The following is a 15,708-nucleotide window of genomic DNA, read 5'->3' as shown; positions in this document are numbered from 1 at the left end:
CCAAGTAGTTTAAAATGAATTTAGTGTTCGTATTATGACTTTCAAAAATAATGAATAAAAAGGAAAAATTATAAGGGGAAATACTAAAATTTGTTATTTAACTCAATCCAAATCTAATTTTTAAAATAAAGTATAGTGCACTTAGCGGTTTTAATTTAGCCAATATATGGAAACCAAATAGTTATATTTTATTTATGTAAATAAATAATGTCCTTATAATAAACACTCTAATAATATCTATTAAAAGTAAAACTTCCCGTTCCGTGAAAATAAACTGACAAACCTTTTTTGTGATTTATTAAAAAACTATAAAAAAAATTCGTTATTGATATAAATCTTTTTAATTCTTTATTTAGTGAGTACCTACATCCGATACAATTTTTTATTTCATGCCTGATAATTTTGGTTTGTATTTGATTCTAATTGAAAAAAGTGCAGCTTGTTTAACATCACACTTTTCCTAATTAGAATCCCAAATTATTAAATCAGCTTACTAAATTTAAAACCACCATACACCATGTACTTTAAATCCTTATCTTCCAAAATCATCCTGTAAACGAACAATATCATCTTCATCAGATGGGTTTTCCGGATCTGTGTGTTGCCAAATTTCAGCTACAATCCCCCAAGAGTCCAAACCAATTAAGCGATGACGCTCTCCTTTTTCCATTTTAATAAAAGTTTCAGGAGCAAGTTTCTGAATCTCCCCTTCTTCATCAGTGGCACTTGTCTTTACACCTACAATGCCAGAAAGTATTTTCCAAATTTCAGATCTTCTAAAGTGATATTGCCAAGACAATCTTTTATTTGGGGCAACAACCAAAATCTTAGGACTTAACTTATTTGTAATCTGAATCTGCGACATTTCAAGATGTGGAAAAAATTTTACGGCAAAAGATTTTGCTTCACTTTCATCAATTACAAAAAAACCACCCCATGGCCTAGTTTGATCCTGCGTAATAACTGTAAAATTTTCTTCTTTTAAGAAATTAGCAATTTTTTCAAAAACTGCATCTTTTTTTAATTCTGGTGATAAATTAAAATCCATATTTTTATTTGTTTATTTTGGTGAATTTGTTTAGAAAAATAAATCGGGGCTTAGACTACCCTTATAGCCCCGAATAAAAAACTAAAAAAATCTAAAACATCTTATATCCACTCTGATTCAAGAATGGTTTTGTATTTCACTTTATTTTATAGTAAGCCCATATATTTCAACTAATTCTAACGAATTAGAATAGTTAAAAATGCAATGAAATGTTAAGGTTTACTTATTTCTGATTTTATCAATTATAGCTAAGGTTTCTTGTACTTTCAGCTTCAATCCATCATAATCTTTATTTGCCAAGATTTCATTAGAAATAAGTTGAGATCCAATTCCTACGCAAGTAACTCCTGAATCAAACCAACCTTTTAAGTTTTCTTCCGAAGTTGATACACCTCCAGTAGGCATGATGCTAGTCCAAGGACAAGGCCCTTTTATTGCTTTTATAAAATTAGGTCCGTAGATATCTCCTGGAAATAATTTTACAATCTCACAACCCAATTCTTCTGCTCGTGCAATTTCAGTAAGCGAACCACAGCCCGGAGACCACAATACTTTTCGACGGTTACAAGCAATAGCAATATCTTCTCTTAAAACTGGAGTTACGATAAAATTAGCTCCTAATTGCATATAAAGTGAAGCTGCCGCTGCATCAGTTATAGAACCAACCCCCAAGATCATTCCCGGTAATTCTGCTAATGCATATTTATTAAGCGCTCCAAAAATTTCAAAAGCAAAATCACCTCTACTGGTAAATTCCATTAGACGTGCTCCACCATCATAACAGGCTTTTACAATTTTTTTTCCTAGTTCAACATCGGTATGAAAAAACAAAGGAACCATTCCCGTTGCTGCCATTACACTTGCTACTTCTATTCTTGAATATTTTGCCATAATTTTTTATTTATCTTGAAACTAATCCGGCGGAATCACCATCTAGCATATTTTCAACTTCTTTTAAGGTAACTAAATTGTAATCTCCTGCTATTGTATGTTTTAAACAACAAGCTGCAACTGCAAAATCTAAAGCTCTTTGATCATTATTTGGATATTCCAACAAACCATAAATTAATCCACCCATAAAAGCATCTCCGCTACCTACACGGTCTACCACGGGAGTCACTTCTTTTACAGCTGCATTATAAATAGTTTTTCCGTCAAATAAAACACCTCCAATTCTTTGATGAGAAGCACTTACAGAATAACGTAATGTAGTTGCCACTGTTTTTAAGTTTGGGCATAATTCAAACAACTTAGTATACAAAGCAGGAAGTGTTTTTTCATCTTGATAATTAGGATTTACTTTAGCTTCTCCTAACATAAAATAAGCCGTATCAATATCTCCCAAAATCACATTACTGTATTGCAATAGTTCAGGCATAACATCACTTGGTGTTTTACGATATTGCCATAATTTAGATCTGTAATTTAAATCGCATGAAATAGTTAAACCTAATTTATGAGCTATTTTAACCGCTTCTAAACATGCTTCAGCTGCACTCTCAGATATAGCGGGTGTAATCCCACTCCAATGAAACCATGTAGCTCCTTCTAAAACTTTTTCCCAATCAATAGCTCCCTTTTCAATGGTTGCCATGGAACTATGAGCACGGTCATAAACTACATTACTCCCTCTAGTCCCTGCACCAGTTTCAAGAAAATAGATTCCTAAACGTTCTCCTCCATAAATTACATTTTTAGATTCTACGTTCATTTTCCTCATTTCTTTTAGCGCACAAGCACCAATTTCATTATTGGGAAGCCTTGTTACAAACTCTGCATTTACACCATAATTAACTAAAGAAACTGCCACATTAAATTCACCTCCACCATAGGTAGCCGTAAATGCCTTTGCTTGCTCAAAACGCAAATGCCTTTCTGTTGAAAGACGTAACATTATTTCGCCAAAAGTGATTACTTTTTTCAATTTAAAAATTTTAATCAATTAGTATTCTTATTTTATTTAACTCTTTACAAGAAACTTAGACTACTCTTTTATTCTTATAAAGTTATTAAATTACTTTATATAACCTTTTTTGCTTATTATAAGTCTGTTATTGGGCTATATTTAGGAACCAACGTTTTCATAATACCCCATGCAGTTAGATAAGCCAAAGCACAAATACCAAACATAATAGTATAACCAGTTTGAATATGTCCTAATCCTTCATAATAATCAAATAATGCACCTCCTAATTTAGTTATCAGTACTCCTCCAATTCCACCAGCCATTCCTCCTATACCAACTACAGAACCAATCGCTTTTTTAGGAAACATGTCAGAAACTGTAGTAAAAATATTAGCAGACCATGCCTGATGAGCAGAGGCACCAACACCAATAAGTAAAACAGGTATCCAAAAGCTAATATACCCTAATGGTTGAGCAAACAATACAACTACAGGAAAGCATGCTATGAATAACATTGCCTTCATCCTTGCGTCATATGGATTGTGTCCTTTTTTAATGAAATATATGGGAAACCATCCGCCAGCGATACTACCAATCATCGTCATACTGTAGAGCACTGCAATAGGAAATACAATATCCGTTTTTACCATCCCAAATTGAGCTTCTAGATACTTTGGTAACCAAAACAAAAAGAACCACCAAACACCATCAGTCATAAATTTACCAAATACAAATGCCCATGTTTGTCTATATCCTAATAGTTTAAACCAAGCCACTTTTCCTTGATTCGAAACTTCTTGATTTACAATTTCAGATTCATGTCCGGCATTAATATAATCATACTCTATTTTAGATAATCTTTTTTGTTTTTCTGGTTTTTCATAAAATATAAACCAGAAAAACATCCATATAAAACCAATAGCACCAACAAGAATAAAAGCAGTTTGCCATCCCCAGTTTACAGCAATCCATGGAACTGTTAATGGTGCTAAAATAGCTCCGATATTTGATCCGGAATTAAAAATACCTGTTGCGAATGACCTTTCTTTTTTAGGAAAATATTCAGCAGTTGCCTTAATTGCCGCTGGAAAATTTCCGGATTCCCCGAAACCTAAAATCGCTCTTGAAAGCATAAAACCTGCAATTGAAACCGGAACAGCACTAATTCCTACCCAAGTTAGTACATTTGAAAAAACACCTCCAATTGGGATTGCATAGGCATGCATTATGGCACCAGCGGACCAGACTATTATGGAAAGCATAAACCCCCATTTAGTCCCCAACTTATCAATTAATCTGCCTGCAAACAACATTGAAAAAGCATACACAAATTGGAACACAGCAGTAATATTGGCATAGTCAGTATTTGTCCAATTAAATTCTTTTGACAAACTGGGAGCTAAAAGGCTTAATACCTGTCGATCTAAATAATTAATTGTTGTAGCAAAAAAAAGTAGTCCGCAAATTGTCCAACGGTAACTTCCAATCGATTTAATTGATTCGTTCATATAAGTTTGTAAAAAAATTAAAATTAATAATTAAATTATTTATTCCATAAATCCTCTATTCCGATTGGTAAAATATCATCCCACAAAACAAGACATAGAAAAATACAATCGATTGTACAAAAATAGTTTTTATTACTACATGTTTTAAATTTATAAAAAAATATTTATAACTATTTTTTTACAATACTGAATATCAACATATTTTAAGCAATAAAATAGAAAAAGAACGAAAATCAATAAGCAAAAACAGGATGTTTCAACTGAATAGGCTGATGAGTTGAGCGCATAAAATCAAGAATAATATTGTGTTTTTCTTAAGTATGAAAAAGAATGCAGAGCAACCAATGGATAGTTCGCTATTTATCCTAAAAAAAAATGACTTTTTTAAAAAATTTATTGCACTCCTCGTTTCAAATTATTGAATTTGGTGAGTTAAAACAGATTCTACAATATTCAGATTCAACTTTAAATATTCACTAATAAATCAATGAATTTAATCACAACCATTGGCAGTCCAATATTTTCTATAGGTAAGAATCAAGTGATGGTTATTTGCATACTGTATACTACTGTTCTTATTCCTATTAAAATGCCCGTATACCTAATTCCGAAAACATAAGATTTTTTTTAGAAATTTTAAGTAATATTTTCGTTCGAAACGGACTAAAAGGCAGCTAAGATAGTGTCTTAGGAATGTTGCAAGCGCATAATGGCTGCGTTGCACTTGTCACCCTTCGGGACTTATAGCTCTACACATTCTTAAGCCACTTATTTCTTGCTTTCTTTTTCTCCGTTTTTCCTTTTGAAAATATTTTGAGGGACAGATGGCTAAAGGAAAAGAAATGTAAACAATATTAATTATTAAAAAATCAAGTTATGGAAATCACAGGAAGAGTAACAGCTGACGCAGTAGTTAACAAAGTTAACAGCGACAAAGAAGTAGTCAATTTTAGTATTGCTATCAATGACAGCTACAAGCCTAAAAGAAGTACCGAAGTAAGAGAAGTTACAACCTACATCAATTGTTCCTATTGGCTCAATTCAAAAACGGCACAATGGCTTAAGAAAGGTGCAATCGTACAATTGTTTGGACGCATAAGCTTAAACGTATATAGCAGTACCGAAGGCAAAGCAATGGGAAGCCTTACGTTTCACATCAACAGCCTTAAATTTTTAGTCTTTGCCAAAAGTGCAAATTCCAGTGATATTGACCACATTTTTTCTGGGAGAAGATTACGAGGAAGAACTATTTGCCACCCAGATGAAGAAAAGGAGAATTATTTTCTTCACTATCTATATTTTTTTGTATATACAATTAATTTAGCATTAAAAATTTGTATTTAATCGTAATATTTGTTTTTATAATCTTAATAAATTAAATACCTAATCACATATAGCGCTAAAAATTTGTAAAAAACCAATATTTTATCATCAAAAATTTGTCACTATGGGGTAATATACTTAAATTGCCTTGAAAAATTTGTAGGCATATAATCATGGAAAAAGGTAAATCATTGCATCTGCAGGAGATTATATTTTCATCCAGCAACCCAGAAATCAGCAGGGCTATTTCAAGACTCTTAAAAGAGGGGCATATCAGGAAAATAGCCCCGAAAATATATACCCCAAATCTGGAGGAAGACCCATCTGTCATTATACGGCGTAGCCTGTTTCGAATTATAGGGCATCTCTATCCGGGGATTTTATTAAGTCACCGTTCCGCCCTTGAATTTGCCCCTACCAAAACAGGGGACATCTTCCTGACCTACACATACGAAAGAAAAGTGAAATTACCGGGCATTACCCTGAATATCGTAAAAGGGCATCCTCCAATTGCCGGGGATAATCCAATGAGTGATGGATTATATGTTGCGCAAAAGGAAAGGGCCATGATTGAGAACTTCCAGGAATCCAGAAAGTCAGGTGAAGAATCAAAAACCCTGGAGCGCAGGCAAATTGAAGATAAACTGGAAACTATAGTCCGTGTCCAGGGAGAGGATGGGCTGAATGCACTGCGCGACAAAGCACGTGAAATTAGTGAGGTACTTGGCATGGAAAAGGAATTCAACAAACTTAATGCCGTAATAGGCTCTATGCTCGCCACGCGAAATTCCAAGATCCTGACCTCCCCGATAGCTATTGCCAGGGCATTCGGGCATCCTTACGATCCGGACAGGCTCAACCTTTTCGAAAAGCTATTCGTGGAACTTCAGCAAAGGACATTTGCTGATATCCCGGACAAGAATACAACCCAGGAATTATTCCGCAATTTTGCGTTTTATGAAGCGTATTTCTCAAATTTTATTGAAGGGACACGGTTTGAGGTGGAAGATGCACGTAGGATCATAGAGACACAAAAGCCCCTGCCGGCAAGGGACGAGGATTCCCATGATGTATTGGGTACTTACCAAATCGTTAGCAATCGGCAGGAAATGTCCATAACGCCAAAAGACGCGGAAGAACTGATAACAATACTCCTATACCGGCATAAGATCATGCTCAGTGCCAGGCCCAACAAAAATCCAGGAACTTTTAAAGATCGCAACAACAGAGCTGGGGACACTGAGTTTGTAGATTACAACCTTGTAAGGGGCACACTTATCCGGGGCTTTGATTTTTACCGGGGATTGGCACATCCTTTTGCAAAGGCAGCCTATATGATGTTTTTGGTTAGTGAGGTACACCCTTTTCCAGATGGAAACGGAAGGATTGCACGGGTGATGATGAACGCCGAGCTAGTAAAGGAAGGGCAGTCAAAGATTATCATCCCAACTGTATTCCGGGAGGATTATCTTGGAGGACTAAGGCAATTGACCAGAAGGAGCGAACCAGATACCTATATCAGGATGCTCCAGCGGGCGCAACTATTCAGTACTTCCCTTTCGGGACAGGATTTGAACGGTATGAAACATGTACTTGTCCAAAGCAACGCATTTAAGGAAGGAGATGAGCATATCCTCCGGATTGTCGGCGAATAGACAAATGTTTATCCCATCGGTGTTGTAGCACAAGCTATCAAGGAATTGAACCAAGAAACTATTATCTTAGCGGAGAGAACTCCGCTCCTACTTTCCTGCGAAATATTAGTAGCAACAGTTTATCAATAAACCGGAAATATTATGAGGGATGAAACCAAAATGTTTGTAAAGTGTTCAACTGTAAAAAAGAGTTCGACAGTCGAACTCTCACGCCTCCTTTAGTTACAACTTTTTACCTTTAAAAAACTTAGAATTATTAAAAAACGTTAAAAACACGTAGTTAAACATTTTAAACTTAAAAAGTAATCATCAAAAAAAAAATTACTTAAAATACTTAAAATCAATACATTAATTCATAATTTTAAGCTATCAAAAAAAGTTAAGATTTGTATAAGGTGTTCGATTGTAATCCAGGCGACTCCACAAATTCATTTTCAATTGAAACCAAAAGCCTGTAAATCTTAGGATTTACAGGCTTTTTCGTTTTTATTAATTTCAAATATCATCATTAAATCATAATCGTAAGGGTGCAAATTCGGGGACATAAATTAATTTAAAAAAAATGTCCCCGATTTTCAGATTAGACCTTGTTTAATAAGGGGTTTGAATACTGAACATCTTGACAATAGAATATTTAAAGTCGAAATTTAATAACTTCAAAAGTCACCACATTATGAAAAACAAAATTGCAATACTTTTTTATACAAAAAGTTCTAGAGCATTAAAAAACGGTTTACTACCGATCTATTTAAGAATTACGATTGACGGAGTTCGAATTGAAATTAGCACATCAAAGTATGTTAAAAATTCAAAATGGTCAGTAGCAGCAGGCAAAATTAAAGGCAATTCAGAGGAAGCCCGTACAATTAATAGTTATCTAGATATTCTAAGAAACAAAGTTTATGAAACCGAAAAGTCAATGATTAACAACAATCAAGAAATTTTTGCCAATAGTTTCAAAAACAAGTTTATGGGTGTGAAAGAAAAAAAAAGAATGTTGATTCCTATTTTTCAAGACCATAATAAAAGAATGGAGGCATTAATTGACAAAGAATATGCATCCAGTACCTCAAAACGATATGAAACTACACTAAAACATGTAGAGGATTTTATTAAACATTCCTACTTATGCTCATAGGTAAAATATTATTCACCATAATTTTTAAATCAGTTTATTTAAGATAAAAAAGGATAATCAGTATAACCTTTTTCACCTGTAGTGTAAAAAGTTGAGGAATCTGGAGTATTTAAATCTGTACTTAACTGATATCTCTTTACAAGATCAGGATTTGCGATAAATGGTACGCCGTACGCTACGAGGTCTGCTTCTCCATCTTCAAGTACTTTTGTTCCGGAAGCCTTATCGAATGACTTATTAATGATTAGCGTCCCATTGTAAAGAGGTCTAAAATGCTTTGCAACATGTTTAACTCAATACAACAAGAGTCTAATTCATCCTTGCAAAAATGATGATCAGCTAGAACTTATTATAAATATAATTACCTTTAACATATCCTTAGAAAACAAACCATGACGGAAATATTTAAAATGTTTCGCATTACAGCTGCAGAATCTGAGAAGATAATGCATTCTGTGAATGAGCCCCATGCCCACAATTTTGAAGAACTAATTATCGGTGGACAAGGTCAGCTGGAACATTTTATAGATTTCAAATCTCGCTTGATGGACGCGCCTTTTATTAGTTTTGTAACTCAGGGAAAAATCCATCGTATCAAGCCGCTTCTTAAAGATGGCCAATGTGATATGTGGGTATTAAGGTTCAAAAGTGAATTTATCGCAGAAACTACCTTTAGCCTTTATGCATCATTCCATGATAAAGCCAACATCTCAATGCAGAGCAATAAATGTTTTGAGAAGTTAGACACTATATGTAAAATAATTTATGATGAATACCAGCAGGATGCTCCTGACCTGGCCGTAATCAAACAATTACTAAGTGCCCTTTTTACCATGATAGAATCTGAACGCCGAAAACTCAATCTGAACGATGATGAGTCTAAAAAAATACAAAGCAGCACTTTTAAAAATTTTCTACAATTATTGGAAGAACATTATAAAGAACCAAAGGATGTAAATTTTTATGCCGATAAACTTTTCATGACTTCGCGCAACCTGAACCTAATTTGCCAAAATATATTACAGCAGAGCGTTTCGGAAATTATCGAAATCCGTAAACTTACTCAGGCCAAGAATCTTCTTATGTCCACCGACAAAAATGTGGCTGAAATAGGTTATGAACTTGGTTTTAATGAAAAAACCTATTTTACCCATGCCTTTAAGCGTAAAGCAGGTTTAACTCCAACGGAATTCAGGGACGAAATTCAGAAGCAGCTTTCCTAAAAACACAACCTTTCTTCCGAAAAGTGTTACCCCAACCTTGTCATTAAGTCCCAACTTTGCATTATAAAAATGATACATTATGAAAAATTCAATTACAAGACAGGTAGCTGGTGCAATACTTGTTTTTACAGCTCTGAGTACTACAGCTTTTGCACAAAAAAAAGAAGATAAGGCATCTTTGGTAAAACAAATTAAAGAGCTTACCGCTGCTAACGCTCAAGTAGCGAAACACCTTGAAACTTTTGACACTTTAGACTATACGGTTTTCAGTAACCGTGACTGGACACGTCTGCACGAAAGCCATGCAAAAAATATTAAGGTACACTTTCCTGACGGTCATACTGAGGTGGGTCTGGAGCAGCATATCAAAACTCTTGATGCTATGTTTGTATATGCTCCAGACACCCGTATTAAAGAGCATCCTTTTAAAATTGGCTCAGGCAATATTACTGCCGTAATGGGTTATATGGAAGGTACGTTTACACAGCCTATGCCCGCAGGAGATGGTACTTTTATACAGCCTACGGGTAAGAAATTCAAAATTCCAATGGCAACCATCGGAGTTTGGGAAAACGGTGTAATGCAGGAAGAATATCTTTTCTGGGATAATAAATCCTATATGGACCAAATAGTAGGAAAATAAATAAAGCATAAAAATGGATAGAAAAAATTTTCTTAAAACCATGGCTATTTTACCACTGGGAGCTGCAGCAATGCAGCTCAGCTCCCTTAAAACAGCTACGAATCCTTTTAGTCCTACAGAAAGAATGCCCGTTCTTTTTCTTGGACACGGTAATCCGATGAATGCTCTGACCAATAACAGTTTTACCCAAGGTTTTCAGCAGATGGCCAAAACATTGCCAAAACCAAGGGCTATTCTTTGTATATCAGCTCACTGGGAAACCAAGGGTACTTTTGTAACGGCAATGCAAAAACCAGAAACTATTCATGATTTTGGAGGTTTTCCTCAGGCACTTTTTGACGTTCAATATCCTGCACCTGGAAGCCCGGAGCTCGCATTGGAAACACAAAAACTAATCACTTCAACCTCTATAGGGTTGAGCAATGAATGGGGGCTAGATCATGGCTGTTGGACAGTTTTAAAATTCCTGTACCCCAATGCCGAAATTCCTATTGTCGAAATGAGCATTGACTATACCAAACCTACTTCTTATCATTATGAATTGGGAAAAGAGCTGGCAGCATTAAGACGCAAAGGTGTTCTAATTGTTGGAAGCGGTAACTCGGTACACAATTTACAATTGGCAGCATGGGATAAAATGATGCTACCCGGATATGCTTACGAATGGGCTCATATTGCGAATGAAAAAATAAAAAAAATGATTCTAGAGAATGATCACCAGTCTCTTATCAATTTCGACAAACAGGGACGTGAGTTCCAGCTTGCCGTGCCCACTCCTGAACACTACATTCCGATGCTTTACACACTCGCTCTGAGGGAAAAAGACGAAAAGGCTACTGTTTTTAATGACGCCATAGTAGCCGGATCACTCAATATGCTTTCTATAAAAATAGATAAGGCATGATGATAAAAAAAAATTTTTTGGATATGCTTTAGCATCCTAATTTTAATTTCAATTTTTAGTTTTACCATTATGAATTCCAGCAAAGAAAAAACAACGCTGCATTACCTTGTGAGACAGCCAAAAACCAAAACAACAAATCCGCCTTTACTGTTACTATTACATGGGGTGGGTGGAAATGAGCAAAATCTTTTTTCTTTTGCCAACGACCTGCCGAACAACTTTTTAGTAGTATCAGCACGTGGGCCACTTACTCTGGGACCGGAAAGTTTTGCTTGGTTTCAGGTAAATTTTACCGGTGGACACCCCCAGATCAACGAGCAGCAGGCCGAAGCTGCCAGAGTAACTATTCTTGATTTTATTGAAAGTCTGAAAAATGAACTTGATTTTGATGATAAACAGGTTTATTTGATGGGCTTCAGCCAGGGAGGTATAATGAGTTACAGCGTGGCTCTTACTGAACCTGAAAAAATAAAAGGAATCGCTGTAATGAGCGGCAGGCTGCTTCCGGAAGTTAAACCTCTTATTGCGGATGAAAAACGTTTAGATAAACTTAAAGTTTTCGTTTCCCATGGCAGACAAGATGCGGTACTTCATTTTCCTTTTGCAGCTGATGCCGTATCGTATCTTCAAACAAAGGGTATAAAACCCGAATTCCATCAATACGATGAGGGCCATACTGTCAATAAACAAATGTTTGATGACGTAAATTTTTGGTTAAAAACAAATATTACTCACTAATAACTTGCTGTACTACTCCTAAAACGATTCTTTTATAATAAAAGGTTCCATATTAAGGAATTGATTTAAAAGTGAGGCTGTTATGATATTATCAAAATAAAGCATGGATAGTTTGAAGCTATAAAAATCCAATACAGGAGAAAAACAGGTATTGGGTTTTTGCTTTTTCAATATCAAATACAACCGTTACACCTATTTTGTTGGTTTGCTGATGTTCTCAAAGTTTTCTTTTCGTAAAAATGCATTTTATAAACATTTATGGCTATGGGTTTTCCTGAAAAGGTTTCTGCGGGTGTATTTCCTTGCAATGAGAATTGCGGGCTTATCGTGTTGTAAGATAATATATTTCCTCCTAAAGCAGTTTCAAGTTATTCCCTGTTGGTTAATTTTTGGGGCAACAAAAACTGGTGTTTAATGATTTTATTCACACCTCGATTTTAGAATTGGAAAAAGGAATGTCTTTTTGAGTAATTAAGTCTTTGATGTCTTAATTGGTTGTATCTAAAAAAAATATGAACTGTGGTGCGAATAAAATTATTAATTACCTGAAAAAAAACAAGTTGATTTTTTTATTCCGTATAATATGTATCGAATCGAGCAAACTAGAAAATACAAGAAAAACGTATTTCATGCCAAAACCTTTTTTATCACTTAGAACATGACTTTTTAGTAATAAACATCTTGACAATAGAAAATTAAGAGGTTGTTCAAGATAACAACCTCTTTTAATTTTAGATATAATATAACTATATTCATTAAATATTATTCAATCAATCTCTAACGTAGTAGTCATTATGAAATGGTATACTGGGTATATCAGTGTCTATTAAAAATCACCTTATTTTCATGTATCGCCAAACAAGGCTCAGACACTCCAGGAGAATAGGCTAGTCCCAAATCACGTTGGGCTACATACGGTTTTGTTGATCCGATTTTTATCTTTCCGGGTTGCAGTTAGGCATGGTAAGCCAAAGCTTCACTTCTTAATTTTCTTTACTCATAATAATATTTTTTTTATAGATTTATATGCTTTTTTTTATCAAAAATCTAAATTTCTATTTTTTGAATTTGTGGACCAGCGTTTATCAAACTTACACCTTCTTCATTATCAGTGTATTGTTTAAAGTTTTTAATAAAACGAGAGGCTAAATCAATTGCTTTATTATTCCATTCAGAAACATTCGCATAAGTATTTCTAGGATCTAAAATATCAAGCTTTACATTATCTAGAGACGTTGGTACTTCTAAATTGAAAACTGGAATTATTTTGGTTTCTGCTTTTTCGATCGAACCGTCAAGAATTGCATCGATAATAGCCCTAGTATCTTTAATAGAAATTCTTTTTCCTGTTCCATTCCAACCTGTATTTACCATATAAGCGGTGGAATGGTGCTGCTTCATTTTTTTTACCAGCTCTTCTCCATATTTTGTTGGATGCAATGATAAAAATGCTTTTCCAAAACAAGCTGAAAATGTAGGCTCTGGTTGCGTAACTCCAAGTTCCGTCCCCGCTAATTTTGAAGTAAATCCAGAAAGAAAATAATATTTAGTTTGCTCTGGTGTTAGTTTTGAAACTGGTGGCATCACTCCGAAAGCGTCAGCTGTTAAAAATATAACTTTGTTAGCATGTCCAGCTTTGGAAACTGGTTTTACAATATTTTGAATATGATTAATTGGATAGGAAACTCTTGTATTTTGAGTAACCGAGCCATCTTTAAAATCTATAATCCCTTTACTATCTAAGGTTACATTTTCCAATAAAGCATCTCTTTTTATAGCATCGTAAATATCAGGCTCATTTTCTTTGCTTAAATCGATAGTTTTAGCATAGCATCCACCTTCAAAATTGAAAACACCGTCGTTATCCCAACCGTGTTCATCATCTCCAATTAATTCCCGTTTCGGATCTGTTGATAATGTTGTTTTTCCTGTACCAGATAATCCAAAGAAAACAGCAACATCACCCTCTTTTCCTTTATTAGCAGAGCAATGCATCGATGCAATTCCTTGTAATGGTAAATAATAGTTCATCATGGAGAACATTCCTTTTTTCATTTCTCCTCCATACCAAGTACCTCCAATTAATTGCATTTTTTCAGTCAAATTAAAAGCAACATATACTTCCGAATTCAATCCGTGATTAGTATAATCTTTAAATGAAGTTTTAGAACCATTCATTACAATAAAATCCGGCTCACCAAAATTTTCTAATTCTGCTTTCGTAGGACGAATAAACATGTTAGTCACAAAATGAGCTTGCCAAGCAACTTCCATAATAAAGCGTACCTTTAAACGTGTATTTTCATTGGCTCCACAAAAAGCATCAACTATATATATTTTTTTACCGGATAATTGATTAATTGTAGTTTTTTTTAATGCATTCCAAGTATTTTGTGTAATTGGCTTGTTGTCATTCGGTGCTTTTTCAGAAGTCCACCAAATAGTATTTTCAGTAATGTTATCTTTAACAATATATTTGTCTTTTGGCGATCTACCCGTAAAAACCCCAGTCATAACATTCACGGCATCGAGTTGAGAAATTTGTCCTTTTTCATAACCTATTAAATTAGGATCTAACTCATAATTGGCTAACTGCTCGTAGGAAGGATTATGAATAATTTCGTGTACATTTTTAATCCCATATTTTTCTAATGAAATCGACTTCTTAATTTGATTGTTATTCTTCATAGAAATTTAGTTTATTTTTCATAATTAGTCCTGTTGATATCATTATTATCTATATTGCCTGTGGATAGCACGGTAAACTAAAACGATAGTTCTTAATTCTTTGGAACTACTCTTTTTATAATTTTTTATTTAAAAAATAGTCTAAATGCTAAATGTTGTGTTCTTAATAACCACCGCATAACTCATTCCTATACCAATACACATCGTACATTGTAAATTCCGGAGATATTGACCACTCAGTTCAGATTCAATCTAGTAGGCTGTTAGAACATTGGATGATATAGAATTGGCTGTACTTTTTGTGTTAGTAGCTTCTGGTGGATCAACAATTACTTCCAGACGATAAAACTTAATTTATTGTCTATGTAGTTTTTTTGTTTTTTACCTTAATTTACATCTTTATATTTCTGCTGTAATAATTTCGTGAGGGCACTTTCGGTTTTGGAATCCAATTGTTGCGATGCAAAATGTTTCCACATTCCATCGATATAAATCAGTAGCAATTCGGCTTCCAAAGTTGGATTTTCATACTGCAATTTCGAAAAAGCTACTGTTAGTTTTTCGTAACAAGGCTTCATGAAAATATCGTGGTATTTTTGAGAAAGAGAATTTAACGCAATGATTTTATGTTGCATTTTCCAAAAATTGGGATGAGAATCTACCAAAATTCGGGGAACCTCAACAATTTTCAAAATGTATTGCAATCCGTTTTCGTCATTCAAATAATTGCAAATTATTTTTGCCGCTTCTTGATAGCCATGTCTAATAATCTCCTCCAGTAATTTTTCTTTGGTACCAAAATGCCTGAAAATCAAAGCCTCTGAAGTTTCCGCCTCAGAAGCTATCGATTTTGTAGATGTGGCTCGCTCCCCATTTTCTGTAAACAGTTTGAGAGCAGCGTCAAGTATATCCTTTTTTTTGCTCATCTGGAAAT

At 34.4% G+C, this 15,708-nt stretch carries 13 protein-coding genes; 7 read left to right on the top strand and 6 right to left on the bottom strand.

Features of this window, described 5'->3' with window-relative positions; translation table 11 throughout:
• Positions 1-532: 532 nt before the first annotated feature.
• The 4 genes from FNW38_RS05160 to FNW38_RS05145 all read right to left on the bottom strand — a co-directional run bounded on the left by FNW38_RS05160 (position 533) and on the right by FNW38_RS05145 (position 4,462).
• Positions 533-1,048: a cupin domain-containing protein gene (locus FNW38_RS05160; protein WP_144064638.1), complete on the bottom strand. Its 516-nt coding sequence runs from the start codon at positions 1,046-1,048 to the stop codon at positions 533-535.
• A 219-nt stretch (positions 1,049-1,267) separates the two neighbouring features.
• Entirely contained in the window at positions 1,268-1,939 is a 672-nt protein-coding gene (locus FNW38_RS05155) for a bifunctional 4-hydroxy-2-oxoglutarate aldolase/2-dehydro-3-deoxy-phosphogluconate aldolase (protein ID WP_143386294.1), read from the bottom strand.
• A gap of 10 nt (positions 1,940-1,949) precedes the next feature.
• Entirely contained in the window at positions 1,950-2,972 is a 1,023-nt protein-coding gene (locus FNW38_RS05150) for a sugar kinase (protein WP_144064637.1), read from the bottom strand.
• 116 nt (positions 2,973-3,088) lie between these two features.
• Positions 3,089-4,462, bottom strand: coding sequence for an MFS transporter (locus FNW38_RS05145; RefSeq protein WP_143386296.1), 1,374 nt, complete (start codon positions 4,460-4,462; stop codon positions 3,089-3,091).
• Between the two features lie 876 nt (positions 4,463-5,338).
• Here FNW38_RS05145 and FNW38_RS05140 point away from each other — a divergent pair.
• The 7 genes from FNW38_RS05140 (at position 5,339) to FNW38_RS05105 (ending at position 12,086) form a co-directional block, all read left to right on the top strand.
• Positions 5,339-5,806 (top strand): single-stranded DNA-binding protein, encoded by a 468-nt coding sequence (locus FNW38_RS05140; RefSeq protein ID WP_144064636.1) that lies wholly within the window; start codon positions 5,339-5,341, stop codon positions 5,804-5,806.
• A gap of 152 nt (positions 5,807-5,958) precedes the next feature.
• Complete coding sequence (locus tag FNW38_RS05135; RefSeq protein WP_143386298.1) at positions 5,959-7,440, top strand: Fic family protein; 1,482 nt, start codon at positions 5,959-5,961, stop codon at positions 7,438-7,440.
• Between the two features lie 673 nt (positions 7,441-8,113).
• Entirely contained in the window at positions 8,114-8,578 is a 465-nt protein-coding gene (locus tag FNW38_RS05130) for an Arm DNA-binding domain-containing protein (protein WP_144064635.1), read from the top strand.
• 392 nt (positions 8,579-8,970) lie between these two features.
• A complete protein-coding gene (locus tag FNW38_RS05120; protein ID WP_144064634.1) occupies positions 8,971-9,801 on the top strand; it encodes a helix-turn-helix transcriptional regulator in 831 nt (276 codons plus the stop codon).
• 79 nt (positions 9,802-9,880) lie between these two features.
• Positions 9,881-10,444: an ester cyclase gene (locus FNW38_RS05115; protein ID WP_143386301.1), complete on the top strand. Its 564-nt coding sequence runs from the start codon at positions 9,881-9,883 to the stop codon at positions 10,442-10,444.
• 70 nt (positions 10,445-10,514) lie between these two features.
• A complete protein-coding gene (gene ygiD / locus FNW38_RS05110) occupies positions 10,515-11,348 on the top strand; it encodes a 4,5-DOPA-extradiol-dioxygenase (protein ID WP_143386302.1) in 834 nt (277 codons plus the stop codon).
• 69 nt (positions 11,349-11,417) lie between these two features.
• Entirely contained in the window at positions 11,418-12,086 is a 669-nt protein-coding gene (locus FNW38_RS05105) for an alpha/beta hydrolase (protein WP_143386303.1), read from the top strand.
• A 1,047-nt stretch (positions 12,087-13,133) separates the two neighbouring features.
• Here FNW38_RS05105 and pckA read toward each other — a convergent pair.
• Both pckA and FNW38_RS05095 read right to left on the bottom strand, forming a co-directional pair.
• Positions 13,134-14,774 (bottom strand): phosphoenolpyruvate carboxykinase (ATP), encoded by a 1,641-nt coding sequence (gene pckA / locus FNW38_RS05100; RefSeq protein WP_144066635.1) that lies wholly within the window; start codon positions 14,772-14,774, stop codon positions 13,134-13,136.
• A gap of 386 nt (positions 14,775-15,160) precedes the next feature.
• Entirely contained in the window at positions 15,161-15,700 is a 540-nt protein-coding gene (locus FNW38_RS05095) for a TetR/AcrR family transcriptional regulator (RefSeq protein ID WP_143386305.1), read from the bottom strand.
• Positions 15,701-15,708: the final 8 nt, after the last annotated feature.

The organism is Flavobacterium gawalongense (assembly GCF_007097265.1).
GTDB lineage: Bacteria > Bacteroidota > Bacteroidia > Flavobacteriales > Flavobacteriaceae > Flavobacterium > Flavobacterium gawalongense.
This window is presented reverse-complemented; position numbering and strand designations above follow the sequence as displayed.

Excerpts from the sequence above, each read along its gene's own strand:
- FNW38_RS05145 (WP_143386296.1), bottom strand. The coding sequence starts at position 4,462 with ATGAACGAATCAATTAAATCGATTGGAAGTTACCGTTGGACAATTTGC.
- FNW38_RS05105 (WP_143386303.1), top strand. The coding sequence starts at position 11,418 with ATGAATTCCAGCAAAGAAAAAACAACGCTGCATTACCTTGTGAGACAG.
- FNW38_RS05120 (WP_144064634.1), top strand. The coding sequence starts at position 8,971 with ATGACGGAAATATTTAAAATGTTTCGCATTACAGCTGCAGAATCTGAG.
- FNW38_RS05160 (WP_144064638.1), bottom strand. The coding sequence starts at position 1,048 with ATGGATTTTAATTTATCACCAGAATTAAAAAAAGATGCAGTTTTTGAA.
- FNW38_RS05135 (WP_143386298.1), top strand. The coding sequence starts at position 5,959 with ATGGAAAAAGGTAAATCATTGCATCTGCAGGAGATTATATTTTCATCC.
- FNW38_RS05115 (WP_143386301.1), top strand. The coding sequence starts at position 9,881 with ATGAAAAATTCAATTACAAGACAGGTAGCTGGTGCAATACTTGTTTTT.
- FNW38_RS05155 (WP_143386294.1), bottom strand. The coding sequence starts at position 1,939 with ATGGCAAAATATTCAAGAATAGAAGTAGCAAGTGTAATGGCAGCAACG.
- FNW38_RS05140 (WP_144064636.1), top strand. The coding sequence starts at position 5,339 with ATGGAAATCACAGGAAGAGTAACAGCTGACGCAGTAGTTAACAAAGTT.
- pckA (WP_144066635.1), bottom strand. The coding sequence starts at position 14,774 with ATGAAGAATAACAATCAAATTAAGAAGTCGATTTCATTAGAAAAATAT.
- FNW38_RS05095 (WP_143386305.1), bottom strand. The coding sequence starts at position 15,700 with ATGAGCAAAAAAAAGGATATACTTGACGCTGCTCTCAAACTGTTTACA.
- ygiD (WP_143386302.1), top strand. The coding sequence starts at position 10,515 with ATGCAGCTCAGCTCCCTTAAAACAGCTACGAATCCTTTTAGTCCTACA.
- FNW38_RS05130 (WP_144064635.1), top strand. The coding sequence starts at position 8,114 with ATGAAAAACAAAATTGCAATACTTTTTTATACAAAAAGTTCTAGAGCA.